At 32.2% G+C, this 24,614-nt stretch carries 18 protein-coding genes and 1 tRNA gene; 5 read left to right on the forward strand and 14 right to left on the reverse strand.

The annotated features are described in order from the left end of the window. Window positions 1–4: 4 nt before the first annotated feature. From ABEB18_RS10935 to ABEB18_RS10960, 6 genes are all read right to left on the reverse strand, one after another. Window positions 5–2,017, reverse strand: coding sequence for an McrB family protein (locus ABEB18_RS10935; protein WP_348799348.1), 2,013 nt, complete (start codon window positions 2,015–2,017; stop codon window positions 5–7). Between the two features lie 75 nt (window positions 2,018–2,092). Then, window positions 2,093–3,106: a hypothetical protein gene (locus ABEB18_RS10940; RefSeq protein ID WP_348799349.1), complete on the reverse strand. Its 1,014-nt coding sequence runs from the start codon at window positions 3,104–3,106 to the stop codon at window positions 2,093–2,095. 3 nt (window positions 3,107–3,109) lie between these two features. Continuing rightward, window positions 3,110–5,296, reverse strand: a complete 2,187-nt coding sequence (locus ABEB18_RS10945; RefSeq protein WP_348799350.1) for an AAA family ATPase — start codon at window positions 5,294–5,296, stop codon at window positions 3,110–3,112. A gap of 94 nt (window positions 5,297–5,390) precedes the next feature. Next, window positions 5,391–5,639 (reverse strand): hypothetical protein, encoded by a 249-nt coding sequence (locus ABEB18_RS10950; protein ID WP_348799351.1) that lies wholly within the window; start codon window positions 5,637–5,639, stop codon window positions 5,391–5,393. A 65-nt stretch (window positions 5,640–5,704) separates the two neighbouring features. Then, entirely contained in the window at window positions 5,705–8,575 is a 2,871-nt protein-coding gene (locus tag ABEB18_RS10955; protein WP_348799352.1) for a type I restriction endonuclease subunit R, read from the reverse strand. A gap of 116 nt (window positions 8,576–8,691) precedes the next feature. Next, complete coding sequence (locus tag ABEB18_RS10960) at window positions 8,692–9,612, reverse strand: tyrosine-type recombinase/integrase (RefSeq protein ID WP_348799353.1); 921 nt, start codon at window positions 9,610–9,612, stop codon at window positions 8,692–8,694. Window positions 9,613–9,717: 105 nt separating this feature from the next. Between ABEB18_RS10960 and ABEB18_RS10965 the strand changes: the two genes are divergently transcribed. Beyond that, complete coding sequence (locus tag ABEB18_RS10965) at window positions 9,718–10,884, forward strand: restriction endonuclease subunit S (RefSeq protein ID WP_348799354.1); 1,167 nt, start codon at window positions 9,718–9,720, stop codon at window positions 10,882–10,884. Between the two features lie 15 nt (window positions 10,885–10,899). Here ABEB18_RS10965 and ABEB18_RS10970 read toward each other — a convergent pair whose 3' ends face one another. The 6 genes from ABEB18_RS10970 to ABEB18_RS10995 form a co-directional block, all read right to left on the reverse strand. Next, entirely contained in the window at window positions 10,900–12,147 is a 1,248-nt protein-coding gene (locus ABEB18_RS10970) for a restriction endonuclease subunit S (RefSeq protein WP_348799355.1), read from the reverse strand. A gap of 51 nt (window positions 12,148–12,198) precedes the next feature. After that, window positions 12,199–13,797 carry a type I restriction-modification system subunit M gene (locus ABEB18_RS10975; RefSeq protein WP_348799356.1) on the reverse strand — a complete coding sequence of 533 codons (1,599 nt, stop codon included), beginning with the start codon at window positions 13,795–13,797 and terminating at the stop codon, window positions 12,199–12,201. Window positions 13,798–14,066: 269 nt separating this feature from the next. Continuing rightward, entirely contained in the window at window positions 14,067–16,352 is a 2,286-nt protein-coding gene (locus ABEB18_RS10980) for a DEAD/DEAH box helicase (RefSeq protein WP_348799357.1), read from the reverse strand. Further along, window positions 16,333–17,103: a hypothetical protein gene (locus tag ABEB18_RS10985; RefSeq protein WP_348799358.1), complete on the reverse strand. Its 771-nt coding sequence runs from the start codon at window positions 17,101–17,103 to the stop codon at window positions 16,333–16,335. Before ABEB18_RS10985 ends, ABEB18_RS10980 begins: the two co-directional genes overlap by 20 nt. 1,677 nt (window positions 17,104–18,780) lie before the next feature. Continuing rightward, a complete protein-coding gene (locus tag ABEB18_RS10990) occupies window positions 18,781–19,092 on the reverse strand; it encodes a DUF6922 domain-containing protein (RefSeq protein ID WP_348799359.1) in 312 nt (103 codons plus the stop codon). A 45-nt stretch (window positions 19,093–19,137) separates the two neighbouring features. After that, window positions 19,138–19,827 carry a nucleotidyl transferase AbiEii/AbiGii toxin family protein gene (locus ABEB18_RS10995; protein ID WP_348799360.1) on the reverse strand — a complete coding sequence of 230 codons (690 nt, stop codon included), beginning with the start codon at window positions 19,825–19,827 and terminating at the stop codon, window positions 19,138–19,140. Window positions 19,828–20,046: 219 nt separating this feature from the next. Here ABEB18_RS10995 and mobA point away from each other — a divergent pair, with 219 nt between their 5' ends. The 3 genes from mobA (at window position 20,047) to ABEB18_RS11010 (ending at window position 22,290) form a co-directional block, all read left to right on the forward strand. After that, the gene (mobA, locus tag ABEB18_RS11000) at window positions 20,047–20,478 is read left to right on the forward strand and encodes a conjugal transfer protein MobA (protein WP_348799361.1); all 432 of its coding nucleotides are present in this window, start codon (window positions 20,047–20,049) and stop codon (window positions 20,476–20,478) included. Between the two features lie 149 nt (window positions 20,479–20,627). After that, complete coding sequence (locus tag ABEB18_RS11005; RefSeq protein ID WP_348799362.1) at window positions 20,628–20,783, forward strand: hypothetical protein; 156 nt, start codon at window positions 20,628–20,630, stop codon at window positions 20,781–20,783. Beyond that, the gene (locus tag ABEB18_RS11010; protein ID WP_348799363.1) at window positions 20,767–22,290 is read left to right on the forward strand and encodes a recombinase family protein; all 1,524 of its coding nucleotides are present in this window, start codon (window positions 20,767–20,769) and stop codon (window positions 22,288–22,290) included. The genes ABEB18_RS11005 and ABEB18_RS11010 overlap by 17 nt, the downstream gene beginning before the upstream one ends. Here the strand turns inward: ABEB18_RS11010 and ABEB18_RS11015 are convergent. Both ABEB18_RS11015 and ABEB18_RS11020 read right to left on the reverse strand, forming a co-directional pair. Further along, window positions 22,281–22,355, reverse strand: a tRNA-Val gene (locus ABEB18_RS11015). The genes ABEB18_RS11010 and ABEB18_RS11015 overlap by 10 nt on opposite strands. 269 nt (window positions 22,356–22,624) lie before the next feature. Beyond that, entirely contained in the window at window positions 22,625–23,878 is a 1,254-nt protein-coding gene (locus ABEB18_RS11020) for a glycosyltransferase (protein ID WP_348799364.1), read from the reverse strand. Window positions 23,879–23,988: 110 nt separating this feature from the next. Between ABEB18_RS11020 and ABEB18_RS11025 the strand changes: the two genes are divergently transcribed. Beyond that, window positions 23,989–24,570, forward strand: coding sequence for a MiaE family protein (locus ABEB18_RS11025; RefSeq protein ID WP_348799365.1), 582 nt, complete (start codon window positions 23,989–23,991; stop codon window positions 24,568–24,570). Window positions 24,571–24,614 lie beyond the last annotated feature (44 nt).

Consider the following 24,614-nt stretch of genomic DNA (forward strand, 5'->3'; position numbering starts at 1 on the left):
AATTTTAAACTTTTAAAAGTATATTGACAGCAGCAACTATATCAAAATCTTCATCTATTGTTTTTATTCTCAAAATCGTTCCATTATCTGGATAATTTTGGGTATCAAATGATGCAAAGATATCCTTCGAATATTTCCCTGATTGTTCAAAAAAACCGTTTCCTAAAATCAGTCCTATTTTTTCGTAATCCCCATAAAAATATTCTTGTAATAAAGGAATTATATTATTCTTAAAAGTAGCTTTTAATTGTTCTTCGGTTCTTACTTTTAGAAAATATGAATGTCCAATTAAGTGATCTCTATTCAAAAGTATTTCTATCCGTTTATTTATTTTTTCTAAAATAACTTGAAGATTAAAACCATTATATTCGAAGTCATCGAAATAAGAAAAATCATCTCTAATATAATCAGCCTTCATAACTTCCCAAATTTCTTTTCTTTGAGCTAAAAAATCTTCAGATACTTGAGCAAAATCAAAAAATTGAACTTCCTTTTCTTTGAATTCAGGATCCTCCCAATCTGCTGATTCATAATCCCACAATAATTGACAATATAATGCAGAAGGACTTAATAGTTCATGCATTGGCATCATTTCCTCAAAACTAAAACGTCTTCTTAAAGCAGTATCTAAAGCTTCAACGCTTCTGTCCGCTGTGTTCATAGTGCCAATTATATACAAATTAGATGGTACTCCAAACTTTTCTTTACTGTAAGGTAAGGTAACTTCCAGAGCTTCTTTTTTACCTAATCGCTTGTCTTCTTCTATTAATGTAATTAATTCTCCAAAAATTTGAGAAATGTTACCACGATTAATCTCATCAATGATTAGAACGTAATTTTTCTTTGTATTGTCGATATTTTGGACAGAAATATTATACTTACTTTTTAAATACTCCCCAATTGTAGTAGTATATGTCTTCCAATCCTTGACAACTCCATTAATTACATAATCCCTCATCATTTCTTTGGTTACTCCCATTTCAGTGGCGATTTCGGTCTTTGGAATGGCAACAGCCGTTTCATTACTATTTATTCTGACTGTAAAAGGTTTTTTTTGAACCAACGAAGTTAATTCGATAGTACCACTTTCAATGACATCATTAACAAATAATGAATAAGCTTCATCAAAATTAACCGAAGCTTTTTTCTCTGTCGCTTTTTTACAAAGATTTTTAAAAATTCCATTTTCAATTTTATAATTAATGCTGGAATTTTCAGAAGTAGGAGCAATTGGTTTTATACCTTCAATAAAATCCTCATAACTCATGCTCTGATGAAATGTTGTAAATACAATTTGTCCAGAACTAACTAATTCTTCGAATTTATCTTTAATTTTTTTTCTACTTTGATAGAAATCAAATTGAGGATCAATAATGAAAATAGCTTCATTAATTGTATGATAGGTTTTTCCTGTACCAGGAGGTCCGTAAAATATTTGATTTAGCATTTCATTGTTGTTTTCAAGTCCTTCTTCCCGTTTTAATGTTATTTCTGAATCCACCGGATTCATTAATTTGGTTTGAATTAATTTAATACGATTTAAATCTTTCTGAAAATCATTTTCCGAAATTACGTACTTAGCTTTCAAGTCAAGATTATCCAATAATTCTATAGCATAATTTCTAAAATTAGTTATATACTCCAGAAGATTGTTCCATATGTCATTTTGATCGCTAAATGCTTTAGTACCATGATTTTTTTCATGTAGCTGAAGGTCAATACGGTTTGCTAATTGCTTATGAAATTCTTTTTCCTTTGGATCGTCAATTCCTGATTTAAAAGAAATTTCAATGTAATTGTTCATATTACCATCTTCTTGAATACCAATTACAAAACCAACTGTTTTTATTTTTCTAGCACTATTACCTTTTTTAAAAAGGGGGACATAAATATAATGAGAACCCTGAAACCATTGACCATTCACCAATCTTTTATCTTTTGACTGGACACTATCTCTTTTTCTTAAGGAAAATGTGAAATCTGGATGCTTCTCTTTAAATTTTAAAAGATAAGTCAAGATTTCATCACTTAATTTTATAATTTTTTTTTGTCGATTATTCACTATTAGTTTACTTTTAGTCCGATAATAATTTTATTTGATTATATTCAATTTTTTTAAAATATCATTTTTAAACTTGCTCAATGGTAACTTCTGAAAATCCTTTGATGCAAATTCAACACCAAATAGTATTCGATACACTTCCTCCTTAGCTAACTTATTACCGAATAATTTTTCAATACTTTCAATATAAGATTTTGAATAATTTGTTTTAATCTTAATTAAATCAATTAGTTCTGATTGATGGGAATTATACATTTCATCAATAAACATTCCTGTTAAAGTGTTTCTGGCTTTACTATTTAAACTATTAATATCTTGAAGGTAAATTCTATAATTAGTTAAAGAGGAATTATATTTATAGTTAAAACAAAATTCTTCATTTTGGTTTACATCTACATACGGATGTATGTGATCGTTCAAATTAAAATTAGTTGACCCTTTTACAGAGCTATTACAGTTTGAACAGGAAGGAATTAAGTTAAAAAAGGACAAGGATAGCAATGGGAAATCCGTTTTTGGGAACCAATGATCTAATGTAGTTCTGATTATCTTTTTTCCTCTTCTATTAATTATTGTTGAAGTATAGATTCTATTGCAATAAGTACAACTATTTCTATTCAATTTTTTAGCTAAATCATAAGCCGAATAATACTTGCTTTCTTTGTTGCAAAACCAATCTTTATAACTGAAAATTTTTTCAATACTTTTCTTTATGTTAACGATGTCATTAGTGTTTGCATTAAGATAATTATCCCAGTTATTCATTGTGAAATGGGGAATTAAAACATTCCAAAATCTTTTATTTACATCTAATAATTCTTGAGGATTCCCAGAAATTATTACTTCTAAATTATTATTATTTAAAAGGAAAGTTCTTAAATTAGGGGTGATGGGAACAGAGGTAATTTGTGAAATACAAATAATACAATTTGGAACAGCACAAACAGGTCCTGCTATTTTTTTATTAATAAAACACTTGATGTTTTTTAAGTGTTCTTGTCTTGCCATGACAATTTCAGGCTCCAATGGGTCTATATAAAACATTTTTTATAAATCTTCTTTAGTTACCCCTAATTCCTTCATCATGTTTTTTATTTTTTGAGCTTTATCTTCATTATTGAGTTTAAAAACCTCTTCATACATTTCAAGTAATTTATATTGGATAACAGGCTCACCGATTAGGGCAATAGTTTTTCTAATAGATTTTTCATTTATTTCTTTATCAATATCGCTGTCATTTATTTCAAAAGAGATTTTATCCTTTATTTCTTTTATTTCTGTGTTTACTCTATCAATTTTATCTTTGCTATCTTCATTATTTAGATTTTTCTTTTCATTAATCAATTTGAAATAATTGAGTTTTAAGATAATCGATTCAATTTTTTCTTTTGCAAAATCACCTATTAATTCATTTTCAAGATAAAAACTATTGGATAACAATTCATTAATGTTCGTTGAAAATGACTTAATTGTATCCTTTTCAAGTACTGTAAAGTCATTTGTTTTATTAAGATAAATAATTTTGTCACTTGGTAAGTCTGAAAGAGTCAAAGGATCATGTGTTGTAAAAATCACTTGTACAGAAGGACTTTGATTGTTTTCTTTTGATTTTTTGAGATTTGAAAAAAATATTGGTAATGTGGATGAAATAGCTTTTACAAATTTCTTCTTCCAGAAAGGATGATATCCTAATTCTGGTTCATCCAATAACAATAATAAATTTTCATTAACAATCATATCATCGTCAAAATTTATTATATAATTATGGAGTGAGGAATAAAAATCTAAAATAGCTTTTTCTCCTGTAGATAACTTTATGTTAGTTGGTACAATATCAAGAATAATATTTGAAATTACTGAGTGTTTAAATGTTTTTTGCAATTTATTATATTCACTAACAAATCTTTGGAACTGATTAATATTCTCATTATTCACATTAATTTTGAAGTGATCATTTTCATATTTAAAAATTTTATCTTCAATAATAGAAATAATATATTCATGAAATTCTTTTACTGCTGAAATTTTATTTACAGCATTTATCATTCGTTCTTTAACAAATTTCATTTCAATCCCTTTAGGAGCACTTCTATAATTATCCCTTTTTATTAGTTCTATAATTTGTTCTTTATCATCAATTTTAATTTTTTTTAATTTGTTAATTATTGAACCAACCAATGCATTGTCTTCATTAGTCAAATAAAATTCAAGAAATCTATCTAATTTATTATAAAATGTTTTTGATCTAGTTATCTTACTGAAATCATAGGGACCACCCAGACCAGTCTGAGGAAATACAGCGTCTAATAATAAATAACTTAATAATGTTATTTCAAGATTATTTATAAAATCATTACTGTTATTAATTACTCCATTTTCATCATTTAATTTATATTGTTTTAAATTCCATAGCTTATCAAATTGTTCTGTGAAACTTTCACTTTCTAGCAATTTTATAAAACCTTCATATTGTTTTAAGATCGTTTGTGGAGTAAGAATAAATGTTTCAGGTCTACTTTTTAATTGAGAAATCTCTCCAATTAAATGATTTTTTAGTGCATCACCTCTGTGTGGATTCCCAAAATTGGCTTCTAAATAGGGACTCCTAAAGTTTGTTTTCTTTCTTTTTCTAACTGATATTGTATAGCTTCCAATTTTAGGAAAATCTGGATATACTTTTCTCAATTCATCAGAAATTGGATCATTCAAAAAAAACAAATACCTAAGAACTGCATCCAAATAGTATCCTTCTAAATCAGTTTTGAATCTATTTGATAATGAAATTGGTGAATGCGTATCCATCAAATCATGATCAAGTGCTGGAGAATAAAAGAGAGTTTCAATAGGCTTATTATCTAGTATTTCAACATTTTCGATTACATTAGAATTTCTAAAATCAGATTTCAACTCATTGCAAATCTTAATCTTCTCATTATCTTCAAAAATAAACACTGAATTTTTATGATTAGGATCAATCTCACTATTGATTGCTCGTAATATTGATGTTTTCCCTGCTCCATTTTTACCAACTATACAAGATACCAAACTTAATCCTCCCCAAAAACCATTGATAAATGAACTATTTTTAATGACTGATTTTAATACAACTACTTTGTTGATTTCTTCAAAATCATATAAATTTTCTCCACCAAAATTTAGTGTCTGTCCATCATGATTTTCTCCAAAAATATGAGGAAGTGAATTATTCGGTATATATACGGCTGCTAATCTCATTATCTACTATTTATTTCGGCTCAACACCATTTCTCCTCATCCAATCCAAAGCTTTATACATGTTTTCTTCTCTAAATTTCTCTTTTTCTTTAGACTATTGATAAAATTTGCTAATGATTAGTTTGTCTGTTATTAATTCCTTTTTCTCAATTGCTTCTTTCCAACAGGCATAAAGTGTTGCTACGGCTTCAATCTGGTTTGAAGTAAACTTAAAGAATTTGTTGATCAGATAATTTATTTGTTCAATTTCTGTTTCAAAATACTTTTCAAAATCTTCTCTATGATTACCACAATTTCTAATGGCTTGTATTTTAGTAATGCTCCATTTTGATATTCGAACCATTTTTTTACAACAAATTGCTTATCTAGCAATCTAGCCAGCTGGTTGTCATAAGACCCCATTATCGATTAATTTTCTGCTATTCCATTTACAAAAGTATCCACAAAACTTAGAATCTTATTTAAAATTCTATCGCCAATTTCTTTAGATTTTAAAACACTTGGTCTTCCTTCTATTCTGAGATCTAAAATTTCGGTTCGCAATGGTTCCCTTTCTGCAAAAAGATAATTTTCGATTAGTTTTTCTGTTTTTTCTTCTGAAAGATTTTCTTCTTTAACCAAGTCTTTAAGCGCTTTTTCTTGTTCTTCATTCCAAAATTTTTCAAATTCTTCCGGAATAGTATCTGTATCATCAATTTGAGGGAGACTTTCTTGAATAAATTTCTCAATAAGTTCTCTCTTGCTTCTTAAAGATACCTCAGTGTTCAATAAGTTGAAAATTTCCTTTTCAATACTCTCTTTGTCTTTCCCACTGTTTTTTGATTTAAATTTAATCAGTAACTGAACAATATAAGAGACATTAATGGTGTCTCTTCTTATTAATTCCAATTCAAAATCAATATCGTTGAGAATTGAAGCTTTATCTGGAGATGGATTTGTCCCAAGTTTATCTTTTAAATCTAAATATTTACTAGTGTAGTCTGCAAAAAGCTGTTCTTCTATTGCTAGATCAGCCCAAGTAAATTCTGTAAAATGGCTCATTTTTTTGTGCAAACGCATTAATGATCGGAATGCTAAAATAAATTCCAATTTATCTTCTTCAGTATATAAACTATCTACTGCTTCAACCTGTGGGACAATTTTAAATAGCTTTTCAGTCGCTTCATTAAATTTTTCTACGTAAGCTTCGTACGGTTCAACGATAATTTCGTCAATAGCTTCTTTATTGCTGAATAAGGTAATCGCTTCGTCTGTTTTGTCTTTCAGATTTCTAAAACAAACAATGTTGCCTTGAGTTTTATTTTTATCCAAAATACGGTTGGTACGGCTAAAAGCTTGTATCAGTCCATGATATTTCAGGTTTTTGTCAACATACAATGTGTTCAGGTTCTTGCTGTCATAACCCGTTAAAAACATATTGGCTACCAAAAGAATATCTGTTTCATGTTTAGGATGTTTCGATTTTTTGGCTACTGCATTATAGTAATTATAAAAACTTTCGGTATCCTTAATGCTCTCAGCCATTCCAAACATTTCGTTGAAGTCCTCAACATAATTTTCAAGTAATTCCCTGCGGTGTGGTGTATAATTATCGTATTCTGTCTGAGGTTCGGCAACCATTCCTAACTGAACGGCTACTTGCTCTTTCATTTCTTCCTCATTTTGACCATAGCTGAAAATAGTGGTTATTTTTAGATTGTGTTCTCCGTTGCGTTTTTTACGATTGAATATCTCATAGTATTGAATAACCGAATCAATATCCTGCACACACATCATTGCGCAGAAATTTTTGTTTTGGGTTTTCTGGTCATGGTATTTAATAATATAATCAACAACAGCCTCTTTTCTTTTAGGGGCTTCATAAACTTCTGTTTCGTTAATTTGTTCTACTTTCAAATCAACGATATGATCCTTCATTTTAAAAGTCTGAATATATTCTACGGAAAATTTCAGCACGTTTTCATCCCTAATAGCATCTGTAATTACATATTTATGTAGGCATTTTCCAAAAAGACTTGCAGTGGTTTTTTCCCCGTCTGCGTTTTCCGCCAAAATTGGTGTTCCCGTAAAACCAAATAATTGGATATTGGAAAAATAATTGACGATGTTTTTATGTGTATCACCAAATTGTGAACGATGACACTCGTCAAAAATAAATACCATTCTTTGGTCTTTGATGGCTTTCATTTTAGATAAATTTCGTCCAGAAATTGCATTATTAAGCTTTTGAATTGTCGTAACAATAATATTCTCATTCGGATTATTAAACTTTCGTATGAGATCGTCTGTGTTGGTAGCTGAGCTTACACAATCCTTGCTAAAATTATTGTATTCTTTACTGGTTTGTGAATCCAAATCTTTTCTGTCAACCACAAAAACTACCTTTTTGATTGCTGGGATTTTGGACAGAATCTGACTTGCTTTAAAACTTGTCAATGTTTTCCCGCTACCGGTAGTATGCCAGACATATCCGTTTTTCTCTATGTTATATCCGTTTAGGATTTCATTCTCCTTCACTTTTTTGATAATGCTTTCCACTGCGTAATACTGATACGGACGAAGCACCATCAATTGTTTTTCGGTTTCGTTTAGCACAATGTATTTGCAAATCATTTTACTGATATGGCATGGTTCCAAAAAAGCGTCCGTGAAACCATTCAGAATATTATTGAGCGGATTATTGTTCTCGTCCGTCCAATGAAAGGTCTGAAGATATTCCTGTTTGTGTGTTCCATAATTGCTGAAATATTTGGTGTTTACACCGTTACTGATAACAAACAACTGAACAAAATGAAACAACCCCTTGCCTGCTCCGAAACTGTGTTTTTGATAACGGTTGATTTGATTAAAGGCTTCTTTCATTTCCAAGCCTCTTTTCTTTAATTCGATTTGAACCAAAGGTAAACCATTAATAAGCAAAGTCACATCATAGCGATTTTCGTATTTTCCATTCTGTGTAATTTGATTGGTAACCTGATATTCATTTTGGCACCAATGTTCCACATTCAAGAATTCAAAATAGAGGTTATCTCCATTATCCCTAATAATATGATGTTTCTTTTCGCGCAGTGTTTTGGCCTTTTCATACACTGATCCTTTACTGAGAATGTTCAAAACTTTCTCAAATTCGGCATCACTAAACTGGATATGATTGTGTTTTTCCAATTGGCTTTTTAAGTTTTCCAATAATCCTTTTTCGTTACCAATAACGATGTATTTGTAACCCAGCTTTTGTAATTGAGCGATGAATTGTTCTTCTAAAAATTGTTCGGATTGCATTTGAAGTTATGAGTTGTGAATTATGAGTTTTGAATTCTCTAAACAAATATAAAGAAAATGCATCTATCGAATAGCTATTATCTCACAATTTACAACTCATAATTCTCAATTAGCTGCTACCTGAGTGCTTTAAACATTTGCTCAATGGCTTTCTTTTTCTGTTCCATATTAGGATGGACATAAAGGTTTAAAGTCGTGCTAATATTGGAATGTCCCAAAAGAACACTGACCGTTTTGTAATCACAATTACTTTCTATGCATCGAGTTGCAAAACTATGTCTTAAGCCATGAAATTTTAGTTCCGGCATATTTAATTCTTTCATTAGGTTCTTATAATAACTGCGATATGTTCTTGGTTCAGTAGGTTTGGCATCATTTGTTAATACAAAAAATGAAGAGTTGACAATCTTTTTAAACGGTTTAAGTATTTTCAATAGATCTTTGCTTATTGGAATTTCTCGAATGGAATTTTTAGTTTTTGGAGTATCAAGAATAACCTCTGTTTTTCTGTGTCCATCTTCGATTACATAGATACGCTGAATAGTTCTATTTACACTAATAACACCATTGTCTGTATCGACATCCTCCCAAGTAAGCGCACAGACTTCACCAATTCGCATTCCTGCACTCAGGCAAATGTAAACACCTAAATTTCGGAAGGTAAAATGTTCTTGAATATAGTTCATTATTATTTTCTGGTCATTACGGTTGAGGACTTCGATGTTGTATTTTTCCCTTTCGGTAGGAAACTGAATATCCCAGGGCTGATATTCGAACCATTTGTTTTTTGCACCGAATTTGAGGATCATTTTCAATACTATTAAAATATCCTTGATTGTTTTTTGGCTCAAACCTGACTCTATTTTTTGCAATACAAAAGCCTGTACATCTGCTTCTTCAATTTTGTTTTTGTCACCAAAAACAGGTAATATATGGTTTTCTATCAAGAGCGCATAAGCCGAGAAACTTGATTTCTTTACATACTGTTTTTTGTCTGTTCGCCATAGACGGATTACTTCTGAAAGTTTTTTGTTCATTATTATTTGATTTTAAAATTAAATCTCAAAAGAAAACAATAAGGATTAAGGATTTTTAATCCTCTAAATAATTTTATAAGATTTGTCTTGACAAATGTTCCAAATTTGAGATTTCCGAGGTTTGAGGGAGAGTGGGAAATGAAGAGTTTTGGTGAAGTGGCTACTAATAAATCTGGAAAATACAATCCAATAAATGCAATAGATTCTATAAAATGTATCGAATTAGAGCATTTGGCAGGAGAAACAGGAGAATTACTTGGTTATACGGATGGAAGTAAATCAGGAAGTATAAAAAACGTGTTTAATGAAGGAGATGTGTTGTTTGGAAAATTGAGACCTTACTTAAAAAAATATCTCCAAGCACCATTTGATGGCGTGTGTTCATCTGAAATATGGGTACTAAAAGGAAAAAACATTTCGAATAATTTTTTGTATAGAATAATTCAAACCAATTCATTTGTTGATTTAGCAAATCAATCGAGTGGTTCTAAAATGCCTAGAGCAGATTGGAATATCGTTGAGAATGGACTTTTCTTCATTCCTTCTTTGCCAGAACAACAAAAAATCGCCTCTTTTTTATCATTAATAGATGAACGAATTCAAACCCAAAACAAAATAATTGAGGAATTAAAAATATTAAAAGTTGAAATTGCTAAAAAAATATTTTCCCAACAATTTAGATTTAAAGATAATAGAGGTCTTAATTATCCTGATTGGAAAATTCAAAAGCTAGGTGATGTAACAACACCTGTAAACAAGAAAAATAAAAATAATGAAAAACTACCTGTATATTCAATAAATAATAAATTAGGTTTTGTTCCACAAAATGAGCAATTTGAAGGAATTAACAGTGATGATAGAGGTTATGATATTAAACTCTACAAAATAATTGACAAACATACTTTTGCTTATAATCCTGCTAGGATAAATGTTGGGTCAATTGGTTATAGTCGTGATTTAGAAAACATTATTATCAGTTCACTATATGTTTGTTTCATTGCAAAAGATTCAATTAACAATGATTTTTTGTTTCAATATGTCAAGACAGAAATGTTTAATAAAGAAGTTCTCAAAAATGTTGAGGGAGGTGTAAGAGATTATCTTTTTTATGAAAATTTTGCAAGAATAACACTTGATACTCCTTCTATTGAAGAACAAACCAAAATAGCCAATTTTCTATCCTCCATCGACAACAAAATTGACATTGAAATTCAGCTTTTGAAAAAACTAGAGGAACAAAAAAAGTACTTGCTTCAAAATTTATTTGTTTGATTCTTGTCAATAGTTTTAAACAAACATTTGTTGCAATAGATATTTCTTTTGTTTTTGAAGCTGTTCCAAGATTTGTTTCTCTGTTTCAATTTTTTGGTCAATTTTGGTTAAAAAAGAAGCTATTTGCTTTTGTTCATTTATAGAAGGAAGATTAATTTTTATATCAAAAAAATCAGAAACCCCTACGTTTAAAAGACCATGATTTCGAGCACCTTCCTGTGCTATCTTTTCAATTTCTGAATTCTGAATACCAGATTCAAAATATTGTTCAATAAAATCAATACTTACTGTTTTTTTAAAACGAAAACAAATGTATAAAGTCGAAACAATTCCTTTCTCATATCTTTTTAGTCGTTTTATTGCTCCCATTGGATAGCCATTAGAGTAACTTTTGTTATAGGCAAAGTCATTTTCTTTTAAAAGATAATATCCCGAAACATTTTTAGAAGAAACAGACTTATTAAAAAAATCGAGTTGACTTATTAACCCAAATTGTGCTGATATGGTCAAAATATTTTGATTATTTTCCGAATTTTTATGAACGATCCTTTCCGAAACCTCTTTCAGTTTATATATTTCCCATTCCGGAAATTCATTTCCGAACTCATCTTTAAATCTTATTTTTTGTTTGAATATTTGATTTCGGAAATCTTTGATTAAGGTTTCTAGTTCCTCAATTATTTTGTTTTGGGTTTGAATTCTTTCGGCAAGTAAAGCCAAAAAAGCAGAAATTCTATTTTGTTCCTCCAGTTTTGGCAAGCTTAAAGACAAAGATGCTAATTGACTTGAATATAAGTGTACTACAGAAATTCCTTGTGCCAAATTAGCTATTTCCAATTTCTTTTTACTGTTCAAATAGTAAGACAAAAACACTCCATTATTATCTGTTTTAATAATATTTAAATCACCTCCTAACGCAACTCCTGATTTCAAAACACAAGAAGCCGTTGCAATATCAATTGTTGTTTCTCCAGATGCTGGAATTATAACATCATTTGCATCGCTAAGAACTAAAGCAGACATATTTACATTAGTCTTGGATTTTATTTCATCAATAACTTCTCCATAATGCGTATAAAGTTCACCATATCTAATACACTCTATAACTCCATTTTCTTTAATGTCAATTTTTGAAATACCTTTCCCTTTTGAAAATGTGGCAATATCACCCAGATTCTTAGTTTCCCATTCTTTCTCAAAACCCGGAAATCTCAAATTTGGAACATTGCTTATATTTTTATTTTTTTTTGTAATCTCAGTCATTTTATTTCTCAATTATCAAACATTAGGGAGTTTCTTCTATTTTACTTTTTTTCAGATTCCGCAGACAGTGTCTACGGAATTGGGTACGTTAAAAAAAACAAGTCCCAATTCCTTGAAATAGACATCAATTTCTTTATCTAATTCTGCTCGTTTGGCTTCCAAAGATTTGATTTCCTGCATTACATATTGGATATCGATTTCTTCTTCGGCTTCGAAAGTATCCACATAACGAGGGATGTTCAGGTTATAATCATTATTTGCAACTTCTTGTAAAGTTGCCAAATGGCTGTATTTCTCAATTACCGTTCTATTGCGGTAGGTTGTTACAATCTTATCGATGTGTTCCTCTCGGAGCATATTTTGGTTTTTTATCTTTTCAAATTCCTTACTGGCATCGATAAATAAAATATGATCTGGATCTTCTTTACATTTTTTGAAAACCAAAATACAAGTTGGAATGCTGGTTCCGTAGAAAATATTGGCAGGTAAACCAATTACAGCATCTAAATAATTTTTCTGTTCAATAAGATATTTACGAATATGTAATTCAGCTGCTCCCCGAAAAAGAACTCCGTGTGGCAAAACAATAGCCATTGTTCCATTTTCGGACAAATGATGTATCATATGCTGAACAAAAGCAAAATCGGCTTTGCTGGCAGGAGCCAACTTTCCATATTGACTAAAACGGTCATCGTTCAAGAGTAAAGGATTTGCACTCCAATTTGCCGAAAATGGAGGATTTGCAACTATGGCTTCAAACGGCATGTCATTCAGATGTTGCGGATGTTCTAAAGTGTCTTCTTGCTTAATGTCAAATTTCAAATAATGTACTCCGTGAAGTATCATATTCATTCGGGCAAGGTTGTACGTGGTGCGGTTCATCTCTTGACCGTAAAAATTATTGACATCTTTTACCTCTCGGGCAACGCGTAATAATAAAGATCCTGAACCACATGTAGGGTCATAAACCGATTTTAGCCTATTTTTTCCTGTCGTAACAATTTTTGCCAAAATTTTTGAAACTTCCTGAGGCGTATAAAATTCCCCCGCTTTCTTACCTGCTCCGCTTGCAAACTGACCTATAAGGTATTCGTAGGCATCACCCAAAACATCCAATTCAGTATCTCGTAGCTGAAAATCAATTTCATCCAAATGAACCAAAACTTTCACGATAATCGCATTTCTGGCTTCGGCAGTTTTTCCCAATTTTGTACTGTTGAGATCCATATCTTCGAAGAGATTATCAAAGTCTTCTTCGCTTTGGGTTCCCATTGTGCTCAATTGGATATTGGTCAGGATTTTTTGCAAATCTTCCAAAATAAAAGTGTTGGTATCACCATTTCCACGTTTTGCAATTTCGCTAAAAAGTTCTGATGGTTTCAAAAAATAACCTAGAGTTTCTAAGGATTCTTCTCTGATGGCATTAATATATTCCTGACCTTCTTTTGTGTTTTCCTTAATATTACGAAACTGAATGTTATCCTGCTGCAAAATGGAATTGGCATAAATCTCCATTTTTTCAGCCAAATATTTGTAAAAAATAAAGCCAAGTATATAATCGCGGAATTCATCTGCGTTCATTTTTCCACGTAATGTATTGGCTATATTCCAGAGCTGTTGCTCTAATAATTTCTTTTGTTCTTCTGACATTTTGCAATAAGCTTTATTTGATTAGGGATTCTTAATCCTTAAGAAGGCACTAAAATAGTAAAGTTTGAACTTGTACACATTGAATCAATCCAAAAAAATGTGTAAAAATTAGATAAAAAAACTTTCAATTTCTTAAGAAGTTTTGTGTTCTTACGAACCATTTTTTACAGAATTTAAATAAACTCTCAATAAAATATTATTAGAGATAACTTTTGTACAGGTAAATAAGACAATGATTTAAACATAGATTACGGAAAATACGACAGCAATTATTCAGGCAAGTACCATTGAACAATTTTTTTGATGAAATCGGGAGCGTTATTAATATTTGGCAAAAAAATTATCTTATCCTCGTCAATTGTATCAACATAATTAGCTACATCACTAATGATTTCGGGGGAAAATCCATATCTTAATAGAAGAATATGTTTTTTGTTATTTGTATTATACCTAAATAATTCGATTATATCGTTCGCACGTAAATCATTACTCTTATCGAGATAAATTTCAAATGCTGCAATTAAGGTATCAGACAAAGAAAAAGAAATAACTTGATCCATGTAGTCATATGTGTCATAAACAATTGAATCATAGCTGATAGCTTCGTTTAGCGTTTCTGGAGCAAACAGTCCATAGGCCTTTTCAAGGCTACTATCAGGTAATTTGTTTGCCGGTTGAGAAAAATTAGCATACACATTTGTCGGGTTGTCTCTATTAGTAATTGAACTGTATCTCAGACCAACAATCTCACTGAATGAACGTCCTTGTGCTGCATGGAAAAATATATCTATTGCTTGATTAAAAACGTTTTTTTCGCCATGATATAATTGTCTTCCAAGTGAAGACTCATAAATCTGACGAAGTAAAAGTTTGGCAGTATCTCTATTTTGTTTATTTAAATGACCACCAATACTTGCTCGTAAATCATTTGGAATTCTATAAAATACATTTAAAAATTGTTTAGCATAGTCCATTACTAAAGGGGTTGACAATCGTTCAACCTTTGAAATAGGAATATTTTTGTCATCATCAAATGTGTTATTTTGAATTGCATCAATTAGCTCTTTTTGGTCATTTTCTTTTATTCCCGTTGGAGGATTTTCTAGTATGGACTTTTCGGTAAGTTTAAATGGTGTCAGTATTCGCTCAGAAAAAAGTTTGGCATTATTCGTAAACACATATCCATAATCGAATTTTTTGGACTCTGTAAGACGACCAGCCCTTCCAATCAAATTTTTGAATGCTAGGGCACGTTCATGCATATTTCCTTCAAATCTATTGTTTTCAAGCCAAACTATGTCGAAGGGCATGTTGATACCTTGGGCAAGTGTACTTGTCGCAAAGCATAAGGATGAATATTTACCTCGAATAAAATCTTCGATCAAGAATCTTACCTCTAGTGGTATAGAACCATGATGTATCACAACTCCTTTTCTTAGAAGATCAACCATATATGACACATGTCCAGGTTTATCTGCGCCAACAATATGACGGATATTTTTAATTATTTCTAATGCATTTTTATTTGTGACTTCCGGCAAACTGGAGATGTAATTTTCAAAACCTTCTTTGAAATTGCCTTTATAAATAGAATTTTTTGAAACATACACGAGAATAGAGTGACCATTAGTCATTGCAAAATTTCGAAAATCACCATCAAACTCAATATAGTTACTTTTTTTGTACCCATCATCGATATAAGGTGAGAAATAATAATAGTTATTGTTCTTATTAACAATGCACAATTTTCCAACAGAGCCATGAGTGTATGAACGCCCAAAGCTTTCGTCTGTAGAAAGTTGATGTTTTGAAAATTGAGCTTCTGGATTTTCGATGAAAGGATGAGCAAAGATTATCTTAGAATTTGGGAAATGTTTTTTTACCCTTCTTACTGAAATGTCAAAAGTGATTCCTCTACTATCTTCTTCAGAAATCTGAGCTTCATCGAAAAAGAAAGTTTGAACATTTAACCTGTCTTTAAATTTATAAAGGTCTTTTGACCGCTCAGGGGTCAATACAAAAATCCTCTTCAATTTACGTTCGTTAAATACCAGATCAACAAATGAAGAAATCATAACACTTTTATCATTTTCGAACTTCCGAGTCATTGAATTCACATACTCCGCAATTAAAGCTCTTGAAGGAACCACTACTACAGCATCCCCTTGCCCTTCTGCTAAAAAATCACGAATTGAATAAGACTTTCCTGCACTGGTTGGAGCAGAAATCGATATATACTGTTTATCGTCAATTGCTCGACGGATACTTGCCTGAATAGGTGTTAGGTTAGCACCATGTTTTTTTTGGTGTTCATTTCCAAAACCCTGCATTAAAAATGAATATAAGTTGCTAGGAGTGTTAACTTTGTAGAAGAGACCGAGAGCTGAAATAATTTTTTCCTCATATGCTTGAAAAACGGAAGGATGAAATTCTTTAAAATAGCTCAAATTTTCTAATAAACTTGAGTCTTTAGGTCCTTCGCAATGTATTTTATCAAGTAGTTCAGATAAGTCTTTTGCGGGATTTTTAGTGTTTTTAATTTCCTTTAAATTCATGGCTCACTCCTACTATATAAATATTTTTTGCTTTCGTCAAGTTTTCGTATGTTTTAGAGTTATCTAAAGCATTTTTAAATATTAATAATGGATTTACAGCGTTGATGGAAAATGCTAGAATAATTCCAAAAAGGTCATTATCTAAATTCGTTGCAGCGTCATTTCCAGCCAAGTGTTCCAGATGCACACCATCCATTAAATGTTTATTATTACCAATAAATCCATCTGCTTGGCCTCCTGCACCTGTAGTGTCACCTGAATTTCCACCATATGGATTTGATGAACCTGAAAACTTAGCTTCACCAAAGTTTATAATATTTTCCGAGCATACAGTATGAAAGTCAAAACCTTCGTTCTGTAAAACTTTAGGTTTCCAGAGTTCTGCTATAGGAATGGAACGATGTCCAAAGATAACTTCTAGAGCTTTTGAAGCTCCCATTGAAACCATAAGTTCGCCAAATTCACTTGAAACTTTGTCAGAGTCTACAGGTTTTTTAAAAACTTCAACTAGTAACCTAGCTGTTTCTTGTGCTGTAGTTTGATATGCACGACTTGCTCTGTTATCCAAATTAATAATCCAAGATTGGTCTAATACTTTTGTTGAAAGCTCAAGTGCCATTTTTTCTAAATCTGAAATGTTTATATGGCAAACAAAAATATTTTCGCTTCCAGAAATACTTTGGATCTCATGAAATGTTGACCCCCATTTTTCTTCTGAAAAGGTTTTAATATATGTAAGATCGGTACTCATTTCTTAATGCTATAGGGTACAATTGATATCATTTTTCCGTCAAATAATCTTGATAATACTTTAAAACATATATTTTTTAGCTACTACAAAACTCAACTTTTCAATTAATCATAAATGTCTGATCGTCTTCAATTTTTTATATAGCATTTTAAAAATATTATAACCTAGGAGGTGGTTAAGACCTTCTTAACTTAAAGGAGATTAGGAGACGTATTCTTAATTTCTCTCCTAATCTTTATCCAGTAAGTGAACTGTGAGATATTACAATTGCGTTAAAGCTGTTATTACCGAGGCGACAACAATCAGTAACCGAGTTAGCGTTCTTATGAACCGCGAGGAAACTTTTACTTTTACCTTGATTTTCATCATCTATTAGGTTTTAGTTAAGAATCACCTCCCTTAGTTATTTATCAAAGATAGGAAACAAAACATAAATTTCCAGTATTGATTTTTTTAGGTGAGTAACATTCTTCGCTTGTGAGATTTTGGAAGGTTTTTGCAATTTAGGTCAATACTTTTTTTTGATTTTTTCACAAATAAAAAAGTTAAATGAAACGAATTTCATTAAACGAAATGAGAATATTGTTTCCTGCTGATGCTAAAAATGAAAATGAAGTATTGTCAATGAGTAACAATTTCATAGGCATTAGATATAAAACAGTATTGTCAACTAAGCCATTTTTGTCTTTAAATTTAATAAAAATACCTGACTTCGGAAGGTGTTTTAAGCCCCCGGCAGGGCAAGTTGTTTTGAGGCACTGATCGAATTTCGAGTGCCTCAAAACACAACTTGCCGTGTTCTGGCGAACACAAGAATCCGCCCTGCGGGACGGATTAAAGTTAGCAGGGAAAAACGGCTTTATGCCGTTCTTGTTGCTACCCTCGAATTGATTTAATCATTCCAAATTTTAAAACAGGATAAGGTGTTTGAAACCAAGAATTGAATAGATGTGTGCGTTATCGAAATCTATTTCGATAATTAAAAAACAAGAATTGAATTTGGCAGCCATGAAGGCTGCCCGCGGTAATTTTCATTAATCTATTAATCAGAGGATTTATATTGCTGATAGGGTGTAATATTGCTTAAAACCAAACATTTGTGTTTCGGGAGTAATGATAAATGTTAAGAATATAAATTATCGGAACGGCAACGTATATATTTATGTATTCATGTATTTAAGTTTGAATGTTTCAACGCTTGGATGCTTTCATGCATTCAAGCGTGCAGGTATTCATGCAGTTATGTGTTCAAGTACGCAGGTATGCAGGTTTATTTGCTTGCTTGCCAGCAGGACTTCAAGCAATCAAGCATGCAAGTATGCAGCCAGGTTTATTGGTGTTCAGGAAGTTTAGTATTCACCAGTAGTTAAGTCTTGCCAATGAGAAGAAAAACAATATTTTTCCAAAGAAAACAGAAAAACAGAAAAAAGAAAAAGAAAGCAATTTTACAGGACGGGATGCAGGCAGACCAAAAGGAAACGGAATAAGTCCCGCAGGGTGGTTTGTGAGGTACGAGCAAGCCATTATGCCGTAAGCTTTTGGGCAGGCCAGCAACCCTGTCCTACCTTCGTTTTCTTTTTATTATTTGCTTTGAGCAAAATATATAAAACAACACTTCCAGCTTAATTAAAAAAATAAGCACAGAGTCTCGTCTTTTCTACTATTTTCAGAATGAAACTAAATCCAGTGATAGGGTTTGTCCTTACGGTTCAAGTAACAATACATTTCTTCCTTTTTGAGTTCGGGAAAAAATTTTAATGCACGGTCAATAGCATAATTAGGAAGGAAATAAATTTCGTCACGAACAGCTGTAATTACTTTTTCACGACCATAAAAACGGACGATTTCGTCAATTTGATCATGACCTCCACGCTCAATAATACGGGCGATTACCATTTTATATCCCCCGTCCCAGTCAATACTGTCGAATCTAAAATCCCAGAAGAATTTAGGGTGAAGATTAGGCATATGTTTAGCTGATGCTTTCATTGTTTTCAATAAGGTTAGTATCAAATATAAGCAATTTCTGCTGAATTACCTGCGAAAACCTCTCTTTTTATTAGAGTTAATCGGTAAATCCTGGCTTTCTGATTTAAATTTATATAAAGGATTTTTTACTGCCAGTTCCAGTCGTCTTTGGATTTTTTTCCAGCTCTGCTCTTTTTGTTTTAGTACATCTACGCCTTCAAAGGTGGTAATCTTGTCATATGTATTCAGACCTATTGAAGCCCAATATGGGTCTTTATCGTATTTTCTTTGATAAGCTTGAAGATAGAATTTTAAGGGCTCTTGTTCAAGCATAAAGTACATGTCGACAAAATCCTTGTATCTGTTACCGCTCTGATGAATTGCGTGTAGTTTCATTGCCCCAATGTCTTCATTGGAAATCATGCGGATTCCTTCAACTGTTTCCACAGAATTTAGAAGAGGGTAATCATGGGTAACAATATCGACTTTTATATCATCGATGTAGGTAAGAACGGTGTTCGGGAAGAACTGGCTTTCCTCTACATTTACACCGTAAGTATTATGCAGATATTTGAGCATCATCTGCGAATCAAAATCTTTTGTTGTAAAAAGATCTATATCCACCGATAAGCGGTGTCCTAATCGTAAGGCTAGCGCTGTACCACCGACCAGTACATGTTTTTTCAATTTTTCATCCTTCATAAGCCTTTGGAGTAGTTCCCACATCTCCTTTGTAACCGTTTCTTTGTAGAGCATAATTTTATATTTTCAGAAAAATTAATCCTGAAAATGCTCTGCATCTGCTTAGTGTCTTTGCATGGCATTATTTGTCTGTGGTTGCCTTTTGAATGAGCCCGTAATTGGTATGACAAGACGAATACTTCCAAGGGCTTCCAAGTATTTCCATATTTAATGCATGCTATGGACAATAATGTATTATTGGTTTTTAAATTCGTTTAAGTAATACATTTAGTTATGCACAATAAAGAAGAAATCAATTTTCGCAAAGGAGGGCGTCCTTTAAAAAAAGACCCAGCAGTTCATCGCTATTCCATTAGGCTTACTGCTGAAGAAAATGCCCGATTACTGACCCTTTTTGAAACATCGGGGATGTACGTAATGGCACACTTTATTACGGCTTGTGTTTTTCAAAAAACAATCAAGACGGTAAGGATCGATAAAGCGACGATGGATTATTATATGCGCCTGACTACCTTTCATAGTCAGTTCCGTTCGATTGGGGTTAATTATAATCAGGTTGTAAAGCTTTTATACAGACATTTTTCCGATAAAAAGGCAGCAGCTTTTCTATATAAATTGGAAAAACAGACGGCTGAAATGGCAGTATTGTGTCAAAAAATCATCATTCTGACCGAAGAATTTGAAACAAAACATCTTAAAAAATAAATTTTTTCAGCGTTTGGATATTTTTCGTGCCAAAAGCAGTCACTCAATTCCAAAGAATGTAAGAAGAAACAAGGCTACTCGATTGCTTTCTAAATTCATTGTGATGCTATGAGAACCGTAGTGTTATAACTAAGTTAATGATATGTGATATGGAAAGATTAACTAATGAATCGATTGATAATGATAGAATTATATCTGAAAAACTTGAAGAGTTGGAACGGGAGAAAGAACAAAAATTCGTAAGTTTAATGATTGAAATTATAGTGTCAATAACATTAAAAGAATTATATGAAGAGGGCGATTAGATATTTAAGGTTCAGTCAGCTAGGACAAAGTAATGGCTCGATTGAAAGACAAGAACTGTACACCGATCAATACCTGTTGCATCATAATATACAGTTGGTAGATTCATTCATCGACAGGGGTAAAAGTGCCAAGACTTTTGACCGTCCTGATTTTATAAAACTTCAAGCATTTATTGCCAAGCATTATAAATCGGTGGATTACCTGCTTGTAGACCAGCTTGACCGTTTTAGCAGGGATGCAGGAGAGGCTATGAATATGGTCAAGCAGTTCCAAAGAAAATACAACATCCAAATTGTCAGTGTAACAGAGGGTATCATATTTGACTATGAGACACCAGGGAGTTTTTTCAGGGCGGGCTTACAATTACTGCTTGCCGAAGAAGACAATATCAATAGAAGTATCAAAGTGCGTGGTGGACTCTACACTGCACGTGCTAAAGAAGGCCGCTTTTTGACGCGGGAAAAACCATTTGGTTATATCAAAGTTGGGGAAGGAAAACAGCGTCACCTTGAAATAAACGAACAGGAAGCAAAAATTGTCAAAACAATTTACGAAATGTTCCTCCGAGATGTTCCGTTGTATAAGATTAAAGAAATTGCCTATCAGGCTGGCTTTGACAGAAAAGGAAGCATGGCTATTGACCGTGTACTTGCAAATCCGGTCTATGCTGGGCTTGTCAGGGTTGAACCATTTAAAGATTTGCCGGGAGGGCTTTTTCCCGCTATACATGAGCCTATTATTGATAAAGTTTCATGGCAGTTGGTGCAGGGTAAAATGAAAAAACCGGATAAAGTCAAAGTGGTTATAGATGAGGAAATACCGCTGAGGGGCGTCGTAAAATGTCATTGCGGAGTACCCTTGACTGGAGCGCCTTCTCGTGGGAAGTCTGGTAAATACTTTTATTATTATAAATGCAAGCATTCAAAACACAACAACATAAGTGCAATAAAGGCACATGAACAGTTTTTAAATGCCTGTGATCTTATGAGTGTGCCGGAAAGACAAATTAAAGAAATAAGAAATGGGTGTTATGCTTCGCTTGAACAGGAAGTGAAAGTGAATAATAAAAGGGCATCAGAGAAAAAGCATGAACTGGAGGAAATTCAACAGAGATTAAATGTTGTGGAAGAAAAATGGTTTAAGGATGAAATAAATAAAGATACCTATCAGAGATGGTATTCAATATACAGTGATCAGATGTTAACCCTAACAGCTGCAATAGAAAGACTCAGTGCAAATCAAGGGAAAACTTTTGAGATTTTGGAAAGCAACCTTAATTTATTAGGCGATATCAGACATATCTATATAAAATCAGATACATTGAAAAAGCGCGAGTTTGTAAACATGGTGTTCGAAGGTAATTTATACTATGAAAAGGGTATCTATCGAACACCTACAATGTTGGATATGTTTTCTCATAATGCCAGTAAAATGGAGGAAAAAGGATATCTTATATACAAAAAAAAGAGGGAAATCCTTTCGGAAATCCCTCAAAGTGGGCGATGAGGGGTTCGAACCCCCGACCCCCTCGGTGTAAACGAGGTGCTCTGAACCAGCTGAGCTAATCGCCCTATTTTATTAGGCTGCTATCATTTCGTGATTGCGAGTGCAAATATACACCTGTTTTTCGCTTATGCAAAACATTTTGGAAGTTTTTTTGTTTTTTATTTTATAAAAAATAACAGTGTGTTAATTATTAGTGTTTTAAAAAATAAAAAAAATAAAGAAAAGAGCTTGTTGAACCAAGGATTGTACAAATTAACCATAGGTTTTAGTTTTATACTTTTAAATTAAATTTAAAATTTCTGTTTCCTGACATCTGACAACTGATTTCAAACCCCTAATTTTTTCCTGTACCATTTTTGGCTTCAATCCACCTTGACATATATTTTGTGCTCGTTAAAGTATGGTGCTGTAGCAAAGCTCCCATAAAATTATCCAAACGATGTTGAAGAAGGTTCGACTGTAAAAATTGGATTCTTGAAGCAAAATCTTTTTCGAATAATTTTTTGGAATACCGCTGATTAATAATTGCGATTGCGTTTTGTTGTGCCATTACCCAAAGTCCTTTGTTTTGGAACAGTTCTACAGCTGATTTTACGAATTCATTTACATCATCAGAGATAGTGCCATTCCAAGGAAGTTCTCCATGCATAGATTCGGAACCAATGGTCGTGGTGATACTGGGTGTTCCGCACAGCATGGCTTCAATCAGTTTTCCTTTTATGCCAGCTCCAAAACGCAACGGTGCCAAAACAATTCTGGCATTTTGTACGACTTGATTTGCATCATCAGCTCTGCCCTTAATAAAAAATCCTTCTTTAGGTTGATGAAGTTGAATGACTTTTTGCGAAGGATAAGCGCCGTAAATATAAAGTTCAGTGTTTGGAATTTGCTTTCTCAATAGTGGCCAAATGGTTTCTTTCAGATATAAAACTGCATTCCAATTGGGTTCATGCAAAAAGTTTCCAATAAAAACAAAGCCGTTTCTTTGTTCGAAAGAAGGAAGATTTTTAAAAGTATTCTCAGAAATCGGATTTAATAAAAAAGGCAAATAATAGAGTAAACTTTCGTCTATTTTGAAAGTGTTTTTCAATAACTCCATTTCATATTCTGATATCATTAATGCCAGATCACATCTCAAAATACTAGCGATTTCTCGTTTGGCAACTTCTTCTTTTAAAATGGAGAAAATAGTGAAATCTTGATTCAGTTTGAATGCTTTTTGCCTAGCGATTCTTAAGCAATGTAAGTCTTCGGTGTCTAAAATACGCAAAGCATTTGGGCAATTTTCAGCAACTCTCCAGCCAAATTGCTCTTCAATCATAAAACGATCAAATAAAACGACCGAAGGATTTAACTCTTTGATAAAGTCGTCAAAACTGGAACAGTTTAGAGTGATCGTTTTTTTGATTACTTTTAATACAGATAAATCGACCATAAAATCGCTATCCATGGCTGCACTGGCAAATATTATACTGAAACCTTGTTCTTGAAACTCGGTAATCAATTGTAACATACGACCGCCAGCTGCCGATGAATTTGGTTCTGGCCATACGGAGCCTATAATCAAAAGGTTTTGAATTTCTTTCATGGAAAAAGAATAACAATGCAAAATAATACAATTTGATTGGTTAAAACATCATTTGAAATAAAATTCACTAGAAAAACACTAATTTTGTAGCTTTAAAAAACACATCTGTTATGCTCGGACTAAAGTTGGCCACAGACCCTCGTTGGGTAAATATCGTAGAAGCAAATATTGAAGAAATTTTAACGGATCACGCTTGGTGTGAACAAAAAGCGGCTTCAAATGCTATTAGTTTAATAACCTATAATTCCGAGTTAGAGGAATTAGTAACGGAATTATTAGTGATAGCTAGGGAAGAATTGGAGCATTTACAATTGGTTCACAATTTGATAAAGAGTAGGGGATTGACATTAGGACGAGAACGAAAAGATCATTACGTAAATGAACTTTTTAAATTCATGAAAAAAGATGGTAGCCGTAAAGATGCTTTGGTAGATAGATTATTGTTCTCGGCAATGATCGAAGCTAGAAGTTGTGAGCGTTTCAAAGTGTTATCAGAAAATATAAAAGACCCCGAATTAGCCAAATTTTATAGAGATCTTATGATTTCTGAAGCGGGACATTATACTACATTTTTAGGCTTTGCTAAAAAATATACCGATAATATTGACGTTGATAAGAGATGGAAAGAATGGATAGAGTTTGAAACCTCTATTATTACGAATTACGGCAAGAAAGAAACGGTACACGGATAATCTTAGATGTATTTCTCATTTTGGTTTAATCTACCCCAAAAAAA

The organism is Flavobacterium adhaerens (assembly GCF_040045115.1).
Lineage (GTDB): Bacteria > Bacteroidota > Bacteroidia > Flavobacteriales > Flavobacteriaceae > Flavobacterium > Flavobacterium adhaerens.

What these genes read in the sequence shown, in the direction of transcription:
- ABEB18_RS10945 (WP_348799350.1), bottom strand. Translation starts at nt 5,296, where the DNA reads ATGAGATTAGCAGCCGTATATATACCGAATAATTCACTTCCTCATATT.
- ABEB18_RS10955 (WP_348799352.1), bottom strand. Translation starts at nt 8,575, where the DNA reads ATGCAATCCGAACAATTTTTAGAAGAACAATTCATCGCTCAATTACAA.
- ABEB18_RS10985 (WP_348799358.1), bottom strand. Translation starts at nt 17,103, where the DNA reads ATGAGTACCGATCTTACATATATTAAAACCTTTTCAGAAGAAAAATGG.
- ABEB18_RS11020 (WP_348799364.1), bottom strand. Translation starts at nt 23,878, where the DNA reads ATGAAAGAAATTCAAAACCTTTTGATTATAGGCTCCGTATGGCCAGAA.
- ABEB18_RS10970 (WP_348799355.1), bottom strand. Translation starts at nt 12,147, where the DNA reads ATGACTGAGATTACAAAAAAAAATAAAAATATAAGCAATGTTCCAAAT.
- ABEB18_RS11010 (WP_348799363.1), top strand. Translation starts at nt 20,767, where the DNA reads ATGAAGAGGGCGATTAGATATTTAAGGTTCAGTCAGCTAGGACAAAGT.
- ABEB18_RS11005 (WP_348799362.1), top strand. Translation starts at nt 20,628, where the DNA reads ATGGAAAGATTAACTAATGAATCGATTGATAATGATAGAATTATATCT.
- ABEB18_RS10980 (WP_348799357.1), bottom strand. Translation starts at nt 16,352, where the DNA reads ATGAATTTAAAGGAAATTAAAAACACTAAAAATCCCGCAAAAGACTTA.
- ABEB18_RS10960 (WP_348799353.1), bottom strand. Translation starts at nt 9,612, where the DNA reads ATGAACAAAAAACTTTCAGAAGTAATCCGTCTATGGCGAACAGACAAA.
- ABEB18_RS10975 (WP_348799356.1), bottom strand. Translation starts at nt 13,797, where the DNA reads ATGTCAGAAGAACAAAAGAAATTATTAGAGCAACAGCTCTGGAATATA.
- ABEB18_RS10940 (WP_348799349.1), bottom strand. Translation starts at nt 3,106, where the DNA reads ATGTTTTATATAGACCCATTGGAGCCTGAAATTGTCATGGCAAGACAA.
- ABEB18_RS11025 (WP_348799365.1), top strand. Translation starts at nt 23,989, where the DNA reads ATGCTCGGACTAAAGTTGGCCACAGACCCTCGTTGGGTAAATATCGTA.
- ABEB18_RS10990 (WP_348799359.1), bottom strand. Translation starts at nt 19,092, where the DNA reads ATGAAAGCATCAGCTAAACATATGCCTAATCTTCACCCTAAATTCTTC.
- ABEB18_RS10995 (WP_348799360.1), bottom strand. Translation starts at nt 19,827, where the DNA reads ATGCTCTACAAAGAAACGGTTACAAAGGAGATGTGGGAACTACTCCAA.
- mobA (WP_348799361.1), top strand. Translation starts at nt 20,047, where the DNA reads ATGCACAATAAAGAAGAAATCAATTTTCGCAAAGGAGGGCGTCCTTTA.
- ABEB18_RS10950 (WP_348799351.1), bottom strand. Translation starts at nt 5,639, where the DNA reads ATGGTTCGAATATCAAAATGGAGCATTACTAAAATACAAGCCATTAGA.